Here is a 15,865-nt window from a genome sequence, read left to right as displayed (position 1 = left end):
CCACCCCTGATTGCCAGCCGGTGAGTGGTACATGAGGCAGGCGACACGCCGGTCTTGCCAGTCTGATGTCCCCCTCGTGCGGCTAGCTGAGGGTTGCGCGGCGGAGGGCTGTCAGGGGGTCGGCGTAGAGGGGGCTCAGGGAGGTTACGACCGCGGCGAATTCTTGGACTTTGGGGGCGAAGCCGGTTATGCGGATGTCGGTGGGGGGAGGGCTGTCGAGTGGTTGAAGGCTCGGGAGACGTGGGATAGGGCGGGGCGGTAGGTGGTGAAGGCTTGGCCGCCCAGGACTACTCGGTCGGGGTTGAGGAGGTCGCGGATGAGGGCGACGGTCTGGCCCAGCGTTGTCGCGCGTTCGGCCAGGAGGTCGCGGGCCGGCTGGGAACCGTCGGCGGCGGCGCGGTAGAGGTCGGCGATGGTGGTGCCTGCGGTGCCGTTGTGGGCGGGGATGATGCCGCGGCCGACGGCGCGGGCGTGCAGGGCACGGTCGCCGACGGTCACCTCGAAGCAGCCCTTGCGGCCGCAGGTGCATTCGACGTCGGAGCCGGTGGGTAGGTGCGCGATGGAGCCGGGGCCGTTGCTGGGCGTGTGCACGCGGCCGTCCAAAGTGACGGCGACACCGGCGGTTTCGCGGACGTAGAAGTAGAGGCTGCTGCCTTTGGCGAGTCCGGTGACGTCCCGGTCACCGGTGGGTAGCAGCAGTTCCGACGCGGCCATGGCCTCGACGTGCGGCGCCACCGACACCGGCAGTTCGAGCACCTCGGCGAGCACCGCACCCAGCGGGGCGGCCCGCCAGCCGAGCTTGGGATGGTCGACCACACCGGCCTGCGGGTCGACGCGGCCGCCGATCGCGACCCCGGCCCACAGCGGTTTACGTCGATGCCAGCGCTGTAGGAAGGCGCGGGCGCTGCGGGCGACGGTGGTGACGGCGAATTCCTGGCCGGTCTGCGGGGTGGCGATGGCCAGGCCGCCGAGGATGCGTCCGCGCAGGTCGGCGGCGACGATCTTGGTGGCAGCAGCGCCGATGTGCACGCTGATCGTCAGGTACGAGTCGTGGTCGATCTCGAACGGCACGCGGGGACGGCCGACCGCACCGGAGGCAGTGAGGTCGGGACGTTCGCGCAGCAGACCGGCCGTCAGCAGCGCCGATACCTGACGGTTGACCGTCGCGATACTCAAACCTGTTGTGCGAGCGGCATTGTCGCGAGAGATCGGGCCGCCGGTTGCGGCCCGCAGCACCGCGGCGGCCGGATTGTCGGAGATCCGTAGCTCCGGCGCGACGACGACCGGACGGGTGTTGCGGACACGGGCGGTGGACCGAGAAACGGGACGTTCCAGGGTAGGAAGGGACATCTGTGGATTCCTTGCTGAAGTCCCGAGAACGGGACGTGCCTACACGTGTGGCGAGGCGGCAACGCGCGAGCGGGAGATCCCGGAGAACTCGCTCAGCCGCGGCAGCAGGGACAACACAGTTCCCACGTGAGCGGGAGCCGCAGACCGAGGCCAGCGGTCACATAGGTGACGCGCTGAGCGGTGATGCGGCCGGTGAACATGCGATCGAAGGTAACACCGATTCGCGCGACGCACCAAGCCCCGGCACGCCGATGTGCGCCCGGACACAACTGTTTCCGCAGGTGAAAGCGTTGCCTGACGAATCATGAAGACCTGTGGCAGTACGTAGGCCAGACAGCGGGCAGCGGTCTAGAGGACAACACGCCGAAATCCCCACCGAGCATTGCTCGGCGGGGTTCGGATCGCCAGGGATCAGCCGCGGACCGGACGGGATCGGCCGACGACCACGAGACCTACTTCGCGGGTGCCGGCGCCGGGAACGGCTGGTTGATCGTCGAGAAGTACTGAATCGCGGCCCCGATCGCCACAGGTGCGGTCACCAGCAATTGCCCGGCCACCGTGCCGAGCGCGCCGACGGCGAGAATCCCGCCGACGCAGCCCACCGCGGCCGCCGGAATGAACGGACCGAACAGGCCGATGATGGTGGCCGAGGCGACCGTTGCGCCCGCGATGCCGCCGAGCACGCAGCCGACGGCCGCGCCGCCGAGCCCGCCGACCAGCGTGCCGACCGTGGCTCCCATCGCGATGGTGCTCGTCAGCCGGGTCCAGGCGTCCTTTTCCCGATCGTATTCGGACTTGAAGGGCGCTTTGTCCTCGAATGGCAACGCAACCAGCTTGTAGACCGCGTGCGCGAGATCGAATTGCGGCGTCAACGTCGCGGTGCGGTCCGAAATCTGCGCGGCGATCGGGAATTCGAATTCATCGACCCGGAAACGCAGCGGTGTTCCGGCGAGCACGGTTCCGTCCGCGGCCTTGACCTTGAATGTGTCGTCTTCTACCACCAGCGATCCGGCATCCGTGGTGATGATCGACTGTGTTTCCGTCGCCTGTGCGGTGAAACCGACGGCGCCGGTGTCTTTTTCCGGCGCCGCACCCGATGTTCCGGCAGCCACGCCGGTCGCGACGGTCACCAATGCCGCGATAACGGCCAGCTTCCTCATCTTCATGAAACGCTATCCCTCATCTCACTGAAACTTCCGAGGAACAGCATCGGCGGAATTGCGTCCGGGGCCGAGATTAAAATGCGGCGAGATTCCAATGAGTCGAGCAGTTCACCGCTGCGAGCCGCCCGACTCGGACCGGCTCGCAGCGGTGTTCATCCACACGTTCCTAGGCGGGCGCGTACGACGAGTAGGACACCCCGTTGCGAAAACTCTTGGTGTCCAGCAATTTCAGCTTAGGAATCCGATAGCCATCGGGAAAGAGCCTGCGCCCGCCGCCCTGCACGGTCGGGTAGAAGAACAACCGGTACTCGTCCACAAGACCCGCGTCGATCAGGCTGTGGCACAGCGTGATACTGCCGGTGAGCACGATCTCGTTGCCGGACCGCTGCTTGAGTGCGCGCACCTCGGTCACCGGGTCGCCGGACAGAATCGTGGAGTTCTGCCATTGCGGGTCGGTCATCGTGGACGACACCACGTACTTGTCGGCCGCGTTCAGCGAGGCCGTGATGCCGGTGGTGTCGTCGGTCTGGAGCGGCCAGTAGCCGCGGAAATCCTCGAACGTCTGCCGACCGAGCAACAATGCCCCCATCCGGCTGTTCTGCCGGTGCAGCTCCGCCAGCAGATCGGAGCCATCCGCCTCGCCGGACTCCTGCGGATCGAACCAATCCCCCAGCATCTCGATGGACCCGTCCAGCGTGATGTTCTCCGTGATCACCAGCGAACGCATGATCAACCTCCTCGGTCTCGTCCTCTATCGATACAGACGAGCCCGCCCCCGCCGATTCATCGCCGAGAGCCACAAGAGCGAGGCATCCGTCGAGAGCAGCTCCGCTCAGGTAGTTCTCGACGGCGTGCTCAGCTTTTCTTCGCGGCTGCCTTCATCTGCTTCTTGAAGGCTCGGACTTCTTGCAGGGATTCGGCGTCGACGATGTCGGCGGCGGAGCGGCGCGAGCCGGGTTCGGCATAGGCGCCGGCCGCCTCCTCCCAACCCGCGGGTCGCACGCCGAGTTGTTTGCCGAGCAGGGCGAGGAAGATTCGGGCCTTCTGATCGCCGTAGCCGGGCAGGTCCTTGAGGCGGCGAAGTACCTCTTTCCCGTCCGGGTCGCCCTGCGTCCAGATGGCCTCGACGTCGCCGTTGTAGTGCTCGATGAGGTAGCGCGCGAGGTCCTGGGTGCGCCGGGCCATCGAGCGGCCGTAGCGGTGGATGGCCGGCGGGGTCGCGCACAGTTCTTCGAACTCGGCGGTGTCGGCCTCGGCGATCCGGTGGATATCGAGCCCGCCCATCCGGTCGGCGATCTTCTTCGGGCCACGGAAGGCGTGCTCGAGCGGATACTGCTGGTCCAGCAACATGCCGATGACCAGGGCCAGCGAGCTCTCCGACAGCAGCTCGTCGGCCTCCGGTTCCTGCGCGAGAGTCAACTTGGCCATGCTGCGCTCCTCCTAGCGGTCCGGATGTTCCCCGATCATCCCACCCCGGCCGCGTCCCATGCACGAACCCGGTCGCGGCCTGCGCGCGGAAAGGAGTGGAAACCGGACGCGGTGTTTCGTAGCGTCTCCGGCATGGACGAGGCCGAAGTGGTGGTGCGCGCCTGCACCGGACGGGATGAATGGCCTGCGTTGATCCGCATCTGGCGCGCGGCGGTCACCGCGACCCACGACTTCCTCTCGCCCGACGACATCGATTTCTACGAGTCACGCATGCCGGCTTATCTGCCGCAGGTGCGGCTCTCGGTCGCCGAGCGCGACGGCGTTTCCATCGGTTTCTCCGGCGTGGCCGAGGGCAAACTCGAGATGCTGTTCGTCGACCCGGCCCAGCACGGCACAGGGGCCGGGTCGGCCCTGCTCGCCGCCGCCGTGGCGGACAACCCGCGGCTGCTGGTGGATGTGAACGAGCAGAATCCGCGGGCACTCGGCTTCTACGAGCACCACGGATTCGCCCGGCTCGGGCGCTCGGCGACCGACTCGGAGGGCCGCCCGTTTCCGATCGTGCATCTGGGCCTGCGGTAGCCGGACCTGCGCAAACTCCGCCGCCAGGTTACCCGGCGGTAGTGACAGCAGTCACAGACCTGCGTCGCGAGTGCCGACCCGCACACGTAGGCTCGGCACATGCCACAAACGGCGATACCCACATCCGCAACACCCACGATGGATGCACCAATGAACAGCTTCGGGTTACGTCCCGACCGCTTCGACTCGGCGGGCCAGGAACAACTGATCGATGTGCGCGACCTGGAGGCCGCGCTGCCCGGATTGTCGCGTTTGCGCGACTGGGCGCATCAAGCGCTCGCGTTGCGTCCCGGTGAGACCGCCGTCGACATCGGCTCCGGCACCGGCTCGGAGGTCATCACCTTCGCCGAGGCCGTCGGCCCGACCGGCACTGCCCTCGGTGTCGAGCCCGACCCGCATCTGCTGGCCGCGGCCGAGCGCAACGCCGCCCAGCTCGGCTCGCGGGCGAAATTCCATTCCGGCGACGCCTACGGCATCCCGTTCGGCGCCGACACCTTCGACGCGGTCCTCTGTGAGCGCGTCTTCCAGCACCTCACCGCCCCCGACCGCGCCGCCCGCGAGATCGCGCGCGTGGTGAAACCCGGCGGACGGGTCGTGGTGGTGGACGCAGATTGGGGCACCGCGATCGTGCATCCCGGCGATCACCGGGTGGTGCGCGGGGTGGTCGACACCCTCATCTCCGCGACCACCAATCCGTTCTCCGGCCGCCACCTGCCAGGCCAGCTCACCAAGGCCGGGCTGATCGTCGACGATATCGGCTCGCACGCCCTGGTCCAGCAGCGTTCGGCCGGTGCCGGCGCGCTCGTCTCGCGGATCTCGGCGATGGCGGTGGCGCGTGGTTCGATCACCGAGGCCGAGCGCGACCAGCTGCTGGCCGATCTGGCCGCCGGTGCGGCGAGCGGCGATATCCACCTGTCGGTGACGATGTTCGCGGTGCTCGCGCACAAGCCCGCCTGATCCGGCCCATCGAGACGACGAAACCCGCGGCGCGAGGTAGGCGCCGCGGGTTCATTACGTCGAGCCACCCCCAGCCAGGATCGGCGCGCGTCCGGCCTCCCCTGCCTCCTCGGAGCGGTGCCGGATCCGGCTTACTTCCCCAGCATCTTCTCGGTCGCCGCCAGCAGCACGCAGGTGGCAAGGCCGTCCATCGCCTTGGCCAACTCGTCCAGCGACGGGAAGCTCGGCGCGATCCGAATGTTCTTGTCTTCCGGGTCTTTCCGGTACGGGAAGGCCGAACCGGCGGCCGTCAGCGCGATTCCGGCGTCCTTGGCCAGGCTGATCACCCTGGCTGCGGTGCCCTCCATGACGTCGAGGCTGATGAAATAGCCGCCCTTGGGTTCGGTCCAGGACGCGACCTTCGACGGGCCCAGCCGGTCCTCGAGAATCTTCAGCACCAGCGCGAACTTCGGCTCGAGCAGCGCCCGATGCTTCTGCATATGCGCGCGCACCCCGGCGGCGTCGGTGAAGAAGCGCAGGTGACGCAGCTGGTTGATCTTGTCCGGGCCGATGCTCTTCTTGCCCGCGTGGCTCAGGTACCAGTCCAGGTTGGCGGTGGACGCGCCGATGAAGCTCACTCCCGCGCCGGCGAAGGTGATCTTGGAGGTCGAGGCGAACACCAAGGGGCGGTTCGGGTTACCCGCGGCCTCGGCCATGCCGAGCACGTCGAGCACCGGGGCGGCGGTGTCGGTGAGCGGGTGCACCGCGTAGGCGTTGTCCCAGAACAACCGGTAGTCGGGGGCGGCGGCGGGCATCGAAACCAGTTCGCGCACCACGTCTTCGGAGAAGACGACGCCGGTGGGGTTGGAGTAGTTCGGCACCGCCCACAGGCCCTTGATCTGCGGGTCCTCGGCCAGCAGCGCGGCGACGGCCTGGGTGTCGGGGCCGTTGTGGCGCATCGGGATCGGGATCATCTCGAAGCCGAGCGCCTCGGTGATCGCGAAGTGCCGGTCGTAGCCGGGGCTGGGGCACAGGAACTTCACCGTCGGCTCGTCGGCCCAGCGGCGCGGTGAATCCGGGGTGCCGTAGAGAGTGGCGAAGGTGATGACGTCGTGCATCAGCTCGAGGCTGGCGTTGTTGCCCGCGAGCAGGTTCGAGACCGGGATGCCGAGCAGCTCGCCGAAGATGGCGCGCAGTTCGGGCAGGCCGTGCAGGCCGCCGTAGTTGCGGCAGTCGGTGCCGGTGCCGTCGCGGAAATCGCCGTCGCCGGGCAGCGCGAGCAGGGCGGCGGACAGGTCGAGTTGTTCCGGCGAGGGTTTACCCCTGGTCAGGTCCAGCGTGAGCTTTTCGGTCTTGAGCGTCGCGTAATTCGCGGTCTGGGTCTCGTGTTCGGACACGAGCTCCTCATGGCTCATCAAACCGATCTGCGTTTGCCGGGGCATCCTTGGCAGCCTTTCCAAGCAGCGTGGGGTAAGGGGAACGGGGGCCGATCACTCGGCACACCCCGGTCAACGTTACCCGGCGATTGCTGCGAATTGGGGGCAATAAAAAAGGGGACCCCGCGCACCCGGCAGAGCCCGTTGACCCTTGCTGCCTTCCGGCCCTGGGGGAGTTCACAGGATGCGCGCCGCGCGGGATCCGTCGGCCAGTGTAGCGGTCCCTCGCCTGCCGTGCAGACAGGGGGCGGCGCGCGACAAGATCGCTGGCTACGATCCTTGGGAATACCGGAGGGGCTTTGCCCTCAGGCACGAGGGGATCGACAGATGACCAACCAGAATCCGCCCGGCAGCGGCGGCCCGGAACCGCAGTGGTGGGAGACACCGAACACCGGTCAAGGGGCCGACCCGTCCAGGGCGGATCCGACCATCCTGCGATCCGACCTGAACCAGCCGGTGGCCGACCCGACCATCCTGCGCTCGGATCTCAACCCGCCCGGCGACCCGTACGGCAGCGGCGCCAACCCCTACGCCAGTGGGGCCACGCCGTATCCGGGGGCCAATCCCTATCCCAGCGGCGCCAACCCCTACCCGCCGGGCCCGCAACAGCAGTGGGCGCCCGGCCAGCCGGTCCCGCCGGCAGGCTTCATGCCGCCGCCACCGCGGCCGAGCAACAAGGCGCCGTGGATCATCGGCGGTTCGATCGCCGCGGTGGTGCTGCTCGTGGTCATCGGCGGTGTGATCGCCATCGCCTCCAGCGTCTCCGATTCCGGCGGCGACGAGCCATGGGAAGGCGATTACGCCTTCAAGGAGGGCAACGCCTGCGAGCTGGTCGACCTCAGCGTTCTCGAACAGTGGGCGGTCAACCGCGAGGAGACCACCCACAAAGAGGACGGGCCGATGGATCGCATCGGCGGCGGCGATCTGAGCTGCCGGGCCAAGAACACCAACCCCGGCGAGGACGGCGGCGACGCGTCGCTGTCGCTCGAGGTCGCCTTCGACACCAAGTACCAGGACGAACCCCGCTTCGACATGTGGAAGCAGTTCGACACCGGAACCACCGGCACCGGCTACGACCACGGCACGGTGAGCGATATCGGCGAGCGCGGCTACTACGCCACCCAGGAACACACCTACAACTACATCCCGAGCACGCTCGACCACGTCGTCGCCGTCAACGACAGCAATATCTCGGTCAAGGTCGAGATCAGCGTCTCGTCCATGAGCAGCTTCGACCGTGACGGCATCGACGCCGCGGCCCGCGCGCAGGTCAAGAAGGTGCTCGACGCCCTGCGCAAATAACCGGCGCCACACCGCGCACCAGGGGCGGATGAGCGCCGCGACCGGCCCGTTTGGCATCGCCCAGGGTCCAGCCGGTATACTGCACCACGGAGGATTCGCCTAGTGGCCTATGGCGCTCGCCTGGAACGCGGGTTGGGTTAACGCCCTCAGGGGTTCAAATCCCCTATCCTCCGCCGAGAGAACCGGCCCGGATGCGATGAGCAACCGGGCCGGTTTTCGTTTGTGGTGGGCGCTGTCGGGCCCGTCGATTACCCTCGGACGGACACAGCCGAGATCGGGGGGTTCCGATGAGCAGCAAATGGGTGCGGTCCGGACGGATGCGGGCCGCGGTAACGCTGATCTGCGGCGTGGCCCTGGTCACCGGATGCGACACCGCCGGTCAGGCCTTACCCGAGCCGACCACGACGCCCGCATCGACGACGCAAGCGCCGCCGGGCATCCCCGTGGTCCTCACCGCACGCACCGCCGACGGCACACCGCCGACACCGGAAACGATGAGCGCGGCCAAGCAGATCATTCAGTGGCGCGCCGAGGGTATGGGGTTGGCCGGCACGACCGTCACGATCAAAGACGACACGCTGGTGATCACCGTCCCCGACGACGATGGCTCCGCCGCTCGCAGGCTCGCGCAGACCGGCGAGCTGGCCGTCCGCCCGGTTCTCACCGCGGTGCCCCCGACGGGCTCGGGCCCGGCCGCACCCGACGCGACTGCGGCCAAAATTTCCAGGCAGAGCAGCGATCCCGCGGTGCAGCAACAGGCGATCGCCGAACTCGACTGCGCCGCAACCGATCCGCTGCGCGGGGCCGACGATCCGGCGCTGCCGCTGGTCACCTGTGCCGCCGACGGCTCCGAAGTGCTGCTACTCGGCCCCTCGGTGCTCGACAATCGGGCGATCTCCGATGCGCGCGCCCACCTCGATCCACAGTCGAACCGCCATGTGGTCGACGTGACGTTCACCGCCGAAGCCGCCGATCGGTTCGAGGCCCTCACCACCGAGAACGTGAACCGGCGCATCGCTTTCGTGGTCGACACCGTGGTGGTCAGCGCGCCGATGGTCGTCTCGCCGACGTCGGCCGGCCAGACCCAGATCGCCGGAAACTTCACCGCCGAATCGGCCGGGGAGCTGGCCAACTCGCTGCGCTTCGGCAAGCTTCCGGTGCCGTTCGCCGAACGCTAGGTGTCGTGACGGGACGCGGCCCGCGTGCGCGCCTCCACGCCGGCGAGGATTCGGGCGATCAGGTCATCGAGCCGACGCTGATGAGCACCTGCCCAGTAGACGCGCCCGCAGCCGCGACACTGCCGGAAGGTGTCGTAATAGCGCAGGGTCAGCGGTTGCAGCCGATCGGCCACCTGGCTCTTGTCGACCTCGGCCAGCAGGCCGCCGCAACGCACGCAGCGGGTGAGCGGGGCGAGCCGGTCGGCGAGATCGAGCCGGGTGATACCTCCACGATCTGGTCCACCGGCCGGTCCGCGCGCACGAACACCCCGTGGGTGACGATGCGCCGCGCGAGCAGTCCGCGGTCGCGGGTGAGCAGGATGCGGTGTTCGGCGGCCGAGATCTGGGCGAGCTCGGCGTCGTCGGCGTGGAATTCGCAGCGGATGTCGAGCCCCATCAGCCGCATGAGCCGGGCCAGGCCGCCGAGGTTGACGTCGACGAGGAACCGCGGCTCCCGCAACGGCCGGGGCCGCACCCGGGTCAGCGATCCGATATCGAGGGTCTCGAACATCGGATACACCGCGAGCCGGTCACCCGGACGCGGGCGGTGACCGAAATCGACCGATTCGCCGTTGACCAGCAGCAGATCGATCTCGGTATGCGGCACGCCCGCCGCTTCCACCACATCCTTGACCGTCTGATGCGAGCGCACCGGGCGCCACAGCATCCGGTACCGCGCCTGCGGCGGCAGGAAGTCGTTCAGCTCGGCGTAGACGCGGAGTTCGACACCTGCTGACATGGCTGCCTTGTCAGGCGGCCAGCCGCCGCTCGTACTCCCCGGCCAGCGCGCGCATGGCCGTCGCTCCGTCACCGACGAAGCTGGAGCCGTGCATGATCGCCAGAGTGGTCGGCTGAAGCTCCGCGAGCTTGTACAGCGCAGCGGGGACGGCCGGGCCGAGCGAGGTCGAGTGGAAGAGGTCTTCGGCCACCGCGGCGGGCTCCACCAGGTCGGCAGAGGTCAGGGCCGGGCCTTTGCCGAGCTGGGTCATCAGATCGCCGCAGAACAGCACCCCGGTGGTCTGCTCGTAGAGCACTCGCGCCTCCCAATTGTGCGGGGCGTGCGGGGTGTCGAAATGCTGGATCAGGCGGCCGCCGATATCGAGCACCTCGCCGTCGGCCATCCGGCGCGGCGGTCGGTCGGCTATATCGTCGATGGAGACCTCGCAACCCATCACACCGTGGGCGACCTGGGCGTTCGGTGCGGCCGCGAGGAACAGATTCATGGCGCCGCATTCGTCGGCCTCGACGTGGCCGAAGGTGATCCAGCGCAGCTGCTCGACCGGCCGTATCCGCTCGATCTGCGCCGATACCAGCGGGAACAGTGCCCGCATGCCGCAGTGGAACAGCAATGGTTCCTCGGCGTCGACCAAGAATTGATTGAAGGTGAACCCCGCGGGCCCGACCTCAGGAATGAATGTCGAGATGCGATAGATGCCGTCCGCGATCTCGTCGGTGTGGGTATCCATAACCGAATCCCCTGCTAGTACCTACCCCCCACTGCATGAACACGCGCGTCGAACACCGGTCTCGCAGTTTACTCGCGAATATCGGCCGCCGGAATGTCCTTCGAACAGGTATTCGGTCGGTTTCCACTGCCGGGAACACGTTTGCTGAAGACGCGTTCAGGTTGCTTCAGACTGGCTTCAGCCGCGCCTGCGAGGTTACCGGCGTCTTCGAATCAGCAGCCGCCCTGGAGGTTTCGTCCGATGTTCTTGCGCAAGATCGCTGCCGTGTCCACCCTGGCCATCGCGGCCACCGTCCTCACGGTCGGGCCTGCCGGTGCGGACCCGCACACTCCCGCAGCGGTCAACTTCACCGCGACCACCACCCCGTCCAACACCGTCATCAGCGTCGATTCGGGCTCGCTCAGCACCGACGGCGGAATCTTCGCGATCAAGGCCGGCGACGGCACCGTCCTCGCGGGCACCCCGCTCGAGTTCCGGGTCGACGATTTCGTCTTCCCGATCGCCGCCGAGATCAACGGCCTGACCGCCACCCTCACCCCCCGCTTCGATCTCGAGCACGCCGTTTACCGGCCGGTTGCCCTGCCCTTCGAGGACCAGGCCCGATGGGCCACCCCCTACGACCGCGAGGTCGCGGCCTTCACCAGGCTGAAGGACACCATTGCCACCGGCGCCTCGATCGGCACGATGGTCGGCGGTCTCGGCGGCGCGGCCGTCGGCTGCGTCCTCGGCGGTATCGCGGGCGCCACGGTGGCCGCGGCGACGATCGTCGGCATGTTCGGACCGTTCATTCCGGCCGCGGCCGTCGGCTGCCTCGGCGGCATCATCGCCATGGGCGCCCTCGGCACCATCGCCGGCCAGCTGCTGGTGACCGCGCCCGTCGCCATCGCGGCGCTGATCCAGTACTTCACCACGATCAATCAGCCGTTCACCCCGCGCGCGAAGTAGGCGGCCGGTTCACCCCGTCTCGAGCGCCGTCGGTAGTCGACTCCGTGTCGGCCACCGGCGGCTCACGCGGTTCATCGGGAGGCGGCGGCCTCCGCTTCTCCCATGCCCGCGCGAGCAGGATCGTCACCCCGACATAGGCCCAGCCCAGCAGCACATCCACGGTGTAGTGCTCGCCGCCGTAGATCAAGGTGAACGCCATCGCCGGCGGGTACAGCGCCAGGATCACCCGGAACCACTTCGGTGCGTACGGCCACAGCGCCACCGTCACCATCAGCGAGAATGCGGCGTGCAGCGAAGGCAGGGCGGCGACCAGATTGCCTTGCGCCTCCAGCCAATCGGCACTCGTGTCGAAGGAGACCATGCCGAACCCGAAGCCGCTGACCCGGCCCACGTCCTCGGGGATCACGCCCTCCCGGGAGGCGTACCAGGGCGGCGCGGCGGGCACCAGGATGTAGGTGAGCAGGCCCAGGTACGACAGCAGCACGATCCGGCGCATGTACTTCGACCAGCGGCCGCGCGACTGCACATAGAAGATGGCCGCCACCAGCCACGGGACGACGAAATGGCTGGTGTAGACGATGCCGGTGAGAATCGACCACCACGGCCGCTGGTCGCCGGTCATCAGCTGCTGCTGCAGCCACACCGTGGGAATCGTGCCGCCGAACAGCCAACTCTCCGCCGAGACCAATTCCTCCACCCGCACCGGCATGCCGAGTTTGTCGGCGATGCCGCGGGTGTGGTCGTACACCACCAGCGCCGCGATCAACGGCACCCAGTCGATCAGGATCCGCACGTGCTCGCGCCACGGCCGATACGGATTGAAGGCCGCGATGCCGACCATGATCCACGCGGCCTGATAGATGCGATCGGTGGGTATACCGAAGACAATGCTGACGACGGCCAGGGCCGCCAGGTACCCGCACCAGACCCCGCTACGAAACAGTCGGCGCGCCGGTCGCTGCTGTTGCGAGACCGGAGCGTTCGCCGTTGGCACGCCCATCTATCCAGTCTCCACGCACGACGCCGTTACTCGGACTACATCCGGCACAAGTCCACCGGATGACACCCGGGTGAATTCGTTTGCTGATGTGTTGCTGAATTCGTCGTCAACCGATACGGTCATGCCCGACGGGAGCAGCACGACTCCCAGGCCGTTCGCATGGGACCGGGAGATTTCGATGGGGAACACCACCAATAGCTGCCACCGCGCCCGCGCCGGACGTGGCGGCATGATCGCGGCCGACACCTCCGCCGGCGATTTGCTGGCCACCAAGCAGTTCACCGTCGACGGCGCCGCGGTGCGCGTGATGATCGGGCGCCCCGAGCCGTACTCCACCGGGCGCGGCTGGCGTTGCCGGATCCGTGTCGAACGCGGTTCGTCCCGGCTGGAACAGTCGCAGGTAGTGGCGCCCGATGAGACGTCGGTCGTGCGGCTGGCCCTGGAGCTGGTCACCTCGCGCCTCGGCATGAGCGAAACCCAGTTCTTCGAGGGCGCCAGCGTCGGGCCGGGCGCCGTCGAAGCCACCGCCCGCTGAGCGAGCCGTCTCATCCGGCGTGCGCGGCCGGGCCGGTGTGTTCGGCCAGGAAATCGGCCCAGGTGCGCTTGCCCACGTCGCAGCCGAAGACGAGATTGTCGCCCGACCGGTAGGCGCGGCCCATCGCCCCCGGTAGTCGAATCGGCAGCAGCAGCCGACGTTTGCCGGTGGCCCGCAGATATTGACGGGTGAGTTCGGACAGCTCGAGCACCTCGGGACCGACCAGATCGCGCACCAGTCCCGCGGGCGCACCGAGAGTGAGTTCGACCAGGCGCTGCGCCACCTCGGCCGTCTCCACCGGCTGGGCCCGCAACCCGCCGGGCGCGGGAACCACCGGGGATTTCACCATCGCGCGAACGACGCCGAACAGCAGGTCGTGGAACTGCGCGGCCCGCAACGTCGTCCACGGGACGCCCGACTGCACCACGATCCGCTCGGCGGCCGCCTTCTGCCGGTAGTACCGCACCGGCAGCGAATCCGGCGCGGTGACCGAGATGTAGACGACGTGGCTCACTCCCGCGCGGGCCGCCGCTTCCATCAGGGTTCGGGTGGTGTCGGCGTCGGTCTTGGCGTCACCGGCCAGATGCAGGATGGTGTCGGCGCCGGACACCGCGGCGTCGACGCCCTCGTTCGTCGACAGATCGCCGGTGACGTATTCGATGCCGTCGCGGGTACCGGGGGCGCGGCGGCTGAGCACCCGGAACGGGACGCCGGTTTCGCGCAGTAGCGGCGTCACCTGACGCCCGAGAGTCCCCGTACCGCCGGTGAGCAAGATGTCGGTGGGCATCGCCGTACTCCGTTCCGTCGCGTCACCGGGCGAGCGCCTGCGGTGATGATCAGCCGTTTTTGGGTCTCTCTCTGGAGACGAGGACGGACAGCCGAATGTGACGGCCCGGCCGAACAGTGACCACCGTCACACGGATGGTGCGAAGATCTCGATAGGAAGTTCGCGCCCGACTGTTCGCACTCGCGGACCCACTGGTGACACGCGGCCTGCGCAAAGACTTCGCCTCGAACTTCGCGAATCCGAAGGCGCTGCTCGAAGACACAAAGGAGTAGTGGCAGCCATGCGTACCCGATTCGAGTTCGACGTCGCGACCGCGGCGACACCAGACCAGGTGGTCGAACTACTGACCGACTTCTCGCCCCAGCGCCCGGACCGCTGGCCCGCCTTGTCGGCCAAGTCGTACGAGGTCTACGCCGTCGGCGAGACGAGCGCCGACGTCCGCGAGGGTCAGGACTTCCCGCCGATCAGCGCCACCTGGCACTACGACTGGTCGGAGCCCGGCACGGTGACGATGACGGTGACCGGCGGCGATGACCTCGCCGCCGGCAGCTACCACACGGTGATCGTCCGGCCGACCGCCGGCGGCGGCAGCACCGTGCACGGCATCTGGGACAACACCGCGATCAGCAATTCGGCGCGGATCGGCGTGCTGGTCATGCGGCTGATGGGCCGCCGGTTCTTCACCACCTACTACCGCCGGGTCTTCGATCAGCTTGCGGTGCGCAAGACCTGATCAGCCGATGGCTGGGCCGCGATCGTGGCCGACAACACTCACCTCGTCCAGGGCCGAGCACAGCAGATCGGCATAGCGATCGAGGTCAGGGATCGTTTCGGGGTCGGCGTGCACCGAGATCGTGACGGTGTCGCCGAGACCGTGGACACCGTGCGTGAGGTGCATGACGGCGCCGAGGGCGGGGAATCCCGCGGTGAACAGGACGGGTGCACCGCCGAATGTCAGGTCGGCCGGGCCGCGGTAGACGCTGGAGATGACGGTGTGGCCGGCGAGCGCTTCGGGGACGGTGTCGATCGGGTAGCGGTCGACGTCGCGGCGCAGGATCGGGGCCGGTAACGAGGCGGTGACGCGGTCCTGCACCGACAGCAGCGGGTGGACCGCGCGGCGGCGGCGTGCGGCCAGATCGGCGGCGACCCGCTCGGCGCGTCGAGTCGGGTCCGGCTCGTCGGCGCACAGGTCGACGCCGAGGCTGCGGTAGTTGTTGCGCGGCGTCTGGGCCCGCCGCATGAATCTGCCGACGACGGTAGCCGCGCGGTCCGGTGCGGGCAGCGCCATCGGTATTTGCGCACCCAGCCGGTCCGGCAGCGCACCCCGTCGCGCCAGATACCGCTGCAGCGCGATCGACACGGCAGTCGACACCAGCACCGTCACGCTGAACCCCGACGTCCGCAACTTCGCCGCCGGGCACACGATCATCCGGACCCGATGGCCGCCGACTTCGCCAGGGCCGTTCAACACACTCGCGGCGAAACCGCCGCCCGCCGCGGGCAACTTCCCGGCCTCGGTCAACTCCCCCAGCGCACGTTGGGCGCGAAACGCGCTGACACCGCCGGCCATGGTGCGCGCCATCCGCACCGGAATGGCGGCGACCGCCGAACCGAGGCGGACCGCTTCAACGGCGGCCCGGAACAGTTCGCACCCGGTTCTCGCGAGGCGACGCGTCAGCTGTGGCCGCGTAGCGGGCGGTGCCGCTGACGGCGACGAGGGG

15 protein-coding genes, 1 tRNA gene, 1 other RNA gene and 2 pseudogenes are annotated in these 15,865 nt (G+C 68.2%); 8 read left to right on the top strand and 11 right to left on the bottom strand.

The window, feature by feature from the left end; genetic code table 11:
• Positions 1-82: 82 nt before the first annotated feature.
• The 4 genes and pseudogenes from RJ05_RS01305 to RJ05_RS01290 all read right to left on the bottom strand — a co-directional run bounded on the left by RJ05_RS01305 (position 83) and on the right by RJ05_RS01290 (position 3,941).
• A pseudogene (locus RJ05_RS01305) lies at positions 83-1,350 on the bottom strand (ROK family transcriptional regulator).
• 452 nt (positions 1,351-1,802) lie between these two features.
• Positions 1,803-2,516: a DUF8020 domain-containing protein gene (locus RJ05_RS01300; RefSeq protein ID WP_036532038.1), complete on the bottom strand. Its 714-nt coding sequence runs from the start codon at positions 2,514-2,516 to the stop codon at positions 1,803-1,805.
• Between the two features lie 163 nt (positions 2,517-2,679).
• Positions 2,680-3,240 (bottom strand): dihydrofolate reductase family protein, encoded by a 561-nt coding sequence (locus RJ05_RS01295; RefSeq protein WP_036532036.1) that lies wholly within the window; start codon positions 3,238-3,240, stop codon positions 2,680-2,682.
• Positions 3,241-3,368: 128 nt separating this feature from the next.
• Positions 3,369-3,941, bottom strand: a complete 573-nt coding sequence (locus tag RJ05_RS01290; RefSeq protein WP_036532034.1) for an HhH-GPD-type base excision DNA repair protein — start codon at positions 3,939-3,941, stop codon at positions 3,369-3,371.
• Positions 3,942-4,073: 132 nt separating this feature from the next.
• On the opposite strand from RJ05_RS01290, the gene RJ05_RS01285 reads away from it, so the two are divergent.
• Together RJ05_RS01285 and RJ05_RS01280 are read left to right on the top strand one after the other, a co-directional pair.
• Positions 4,074-4,520, top strand: coding sequence for an acetyltransferase (locus tag RJ05_RS01285; protein ID WP_036532032.1), 447 nt, complete (start codon positions 4,074-4,076; stop codon positions 4,518-4,520).
• 150 nt (positions 4,521-4,670) lie between these two features.
• Entirely contained in the window at positions 4,671-5,477 is an 807-nt protein-coding gene (locus RJ05_RS01280; protein WP_036532029.1) for a methyltransferase domain-containing protein, read from the top strand.
• A 131-nt stretch (positions 5,478-5,608) separates the two neighbouring features.
• Here the strand turns inward: RJ05_RS01280 and RJ05_RS01275 are convergent, their stop codons facing one another.
• A complete protein-coding gene (locus RJ05_RS01275) occupies positions 5,609-6,898 on the bottom strand; it encodes an aspartate aminotransferase type Ic (RefSeq protein ID WP_036532026.1) in 1,290 nt (429 codons plus the stop codon).
• A 106-nt stretch (positions 6,899-7,004) separates the two neighbouring features.
• An RNA gene (ffs, locus tag RJ05_RS29720) (signal recognition particle sRNA small type) lies at positions 7,005-7,099 on the bottom strand.
• Between the two features lie 120 nt (positions 7,100-7,219).
• On the opposite strand from ffs, the gene RJ05_RS01270 reads away from it, so the two are divergent.
• From RJ05_RS01270 to RJ05_RS01260, 3 genes are all read left to right on the top strand, one after another.
• Positions 7,220-8,194 (top strand): hypothetical protein, encoded by a 975-nt coding sequence (locus RJ05_RS01270; protein WP_036532023.1) that lies wholly within the window; start codon positions 7,220-7,222, stop codon positions 8,192-8,194.
• 88 nt (positions 8,195-8,282) lie between these two features.
• Positions 8,283-8,367: transfer RNA gene (locus RJ05_RS01265), tRNA-Ser, on the top strand.
• A gap of 114 nt (positions 8,368-8,481) precedes the next feature.
• Positions 8,482-9,372: a preprotein translocase subunit SecD gene (locus RJ05_RS01260; RefSeq protein WP_138445794.1), complete on the top strand. Its 891-nt coding sequence runs from the start codon at positions 8,482-8,484 to the stop codon at positions 9,370-9,372.
• On the opposite strand, the pseudogene RJ05_RS01255 reads toward RJ05_RS01260, so the two are convergent.
• Both RJ05_RS01255 and RJ05_RS01250 read right to left on the bottom strand, forming a co-directional pair.
• Positions 9,369-10,150 (bottom strand): annotated as a pseudogene (locus RJ05_RS01255) (Mut7-C RNAse domain-containing protein). The gene RJ05_RS01260 and the pseudogene RJ05_RS01255 sit on opposite strands and share 4 nt — an antisense overlap.
• A gap of 10 nt (positions 10,151-10,160) precedes the next feature.
• On the bottom strand, positions 10,161-10,877 hold the full coding sequence (locus RJ05_RS01250; RefSeq protein ID WP_036532019.1) for an MBL fold metallo-hydrolase: 717 nt from the start codon (positions 10,875-10,877) through the stop codon (positions 10,161-10,163).
• Positions 10,878-11,117: 240 nt separating this feature from the next.
• On the opposite strand from RJ05_RS01250, the gene RJ05_RS01245 reads away from it, so the two are divergent.
• On the top strand, positions 11,118-11,822 hold the full coding sequence (locus tag RJ05_RS01245; RefSeq protein WP_036532017.1) for a DUF8020 domain-containing protein: 705 nt from the start codon (positions 11,118-11,120) through the stop codon (positions 11,820-11,822).
• On the opposite strand, the gene RJ05_RS01240 is transcribed toward RJ05_RS01245, so the two are convergent.
• Complete coding sequence (locus RJ05_RS01240) at positions 11,803-12,822, bottom strand: phosphatase PAP2 family protein (RefSeq protein ID WP_051016069.1); 1,020 nt, start codon at positions 12,820-12,822, stop codon at positions 11,803-11,805. The genes RJ05_RS01245 and RJ05_RS01240 overlap by 20 nt on opposite strands.
• 178 nt (positions 12,823-13,000) lie before the next feature.
• Here RJ05_RS01240 and RJ05_RS01235 point away from each other — a divergent pair, with 178 nt between their 5' ends.
• On the top strand, positions 13,001-13,357 hold the full coding sequence (locus RJ05_RS01235; RefSeq protein ID WP_228828966.1) for a hypothetical protein: 357 nt from the start codon (positions 13,001-13,003) through the stop codon (positions 13,355-13,357).
• A 10-nt stretch (positions 13,358-13,367) separates the two neighbouring features.
• On the opposite strand, the gene RJ05_RS01230 is transcribed toward RJ05_RS01235, so the two are convergent.
• Positions 13,368-14,144: an SDR family oxidoreductase gene (locus tag RJ05_RS01230; protein WP_036532014.1), complete on the bottom strand. Its 777-nt coding sequence runs from the start codon at positions 14,142-14,144 to the stop codon at positions 13,368-13,370.
• Positions 14,145-14,424: 280 nt separating this feature from the next.
• Here RJ05_RS01230 and RJ05_RS01225 point away from each other — a divergent pair, with 280 nt between their 5' ends.
• Complete coding sequence (locus RJ05_RS01225; protein WP_211357663.1) at positions 14,425-14,877, top strand: SRPBCC family protein; 453 nt, start codon at positions 14,425-14,427, stop codon at positions 14,875-14,877.
• Here the strand turns inward: RJ05_RS01225 and RJ05_RS01220 are convergent.
• A partial coding sequence (locus RJ05_RS01220) for a WS/DGAT domain-containing protein (RefSeq protein WP_217998991.1) occupies positions 14,878-15,865 on the bottom strand: 988 nt, incomplete at its 5' end.

Source organism: Nocardia cyriacigeorgica NBRC 100375, from assembly GCF_000308555.1.
In the GTDB taxonomy this organism is placed as follows: domain Bacteria; phylum Actinomycetota; class Actinomycetes; order Mycobacteriales; family Mycobacteriaceae; genus Nocardia; species Nocardia cyriacigeorgica.
The sequence above is the reverse complement of the archived record's forward strand: the minus strand, read 5'-3'. Positions and strand labels throughout refer to the sequence as shown.

Bases quoted from the DNA above. Each gene is read 5' to 3' on its own strand.
- RJ05_RS01295 (WP_036532036.1), bottom strand. From the start codon at position 3,240: ATGCGTTCGCTGGTGATCACGGAGAACATCACGCTGGACGGGTCCATC.
- RJ05_RS01240 (WP_051016069.1), bottom strand. From the start codon at position 12,822: ATGGGCGTGCCAACGGCGAACGCTCCGGTCTCGCAACAGCAGCGACCG.
- RJ05_RS01280 (WP_036532029.1), top strand. From the start codon at position 4,671: ATGAACAGCTTCGGGTTACGTCCCGACCGCTTCGACTCGGCGGGCCAG.
- RJ05_RS01260 (WP_138445794.1), top strand. From the start codon at position 8,482: ATGAGCAGCAAATGGGTGCGGTCCGGACGGATGCGGGCCGCGGTAACG.
- RJ05_RS01300 (WP_036532038.1), bottom strand. From the start codon at position 2,516: ATGAAGATGAGGAAGCTGGCCGTTATCGCGGCATTGGTGACCGTCGCG.
- RJ05_RS01225 (WP_211357663.1), top strand. From the start codon at position 14,425: ATGCGTACCCGATTCGAGTTCGACGTCGCGACCGCGGCGACACCAGAC.
- RJ05_RS01275 (WP_036532026.1), bottom strand. From the start codon at position 6,898: ATGCCCCGGCAAACGCAGATCGGTTTGATGAGCCATGAGGAGCTCGTG.
- RJ05_RS01285 (WP_036532032.1), top strand. From the start codon at position 4,074: ATGGACGAGGCCGAAGTGGTGGTGCGCGCCTGCACCGGACGGGATGAA.
- RJ05_RS01290 (WP_036532034.1), bottom strand. From the start codon at position 3,941: ATGGCCAAGTTGACTCTCGCGCAGGAACCGGAGGCCGACGAGCTGCTG.
- RJ05_RS01270 (WP_036532023.1), top strand. From the start codon at position 7,220: ATGACCAACCAGAATCCGCCCGGCAGCGGCGGCCCGGAACCGCAGTGG.
- RJ05_RS01250 (WP_036532019.1), bottom strand. From the start codon at position 10,877: ATGGATACCCACACCGACGAGATCGCGGACGGCATCTATCGCATCTCG.
- RJ05_RS01230 (WP_036532014.1), bottom strand. From the start codon at position 14,144: ATGCCCACCGACATCTTGCTCACCGGCGGTACGGGGACTCTCGGGCGT.
- RJ05_RS01235 (WP_228828966.1), top strand. From the start codon at position 13,001: ATGGGGAACACCACCAATAGCTGCCACCGCGCCCGCGCCGGACGTGGC.
- RJ05_RS01245 (WP_036532017.1), top strand. From the start codon at position 11,118: ATGTTCTTGCGCAAGATCGCTGCCGTGTCCACCCTGGCCATCGCGGCC.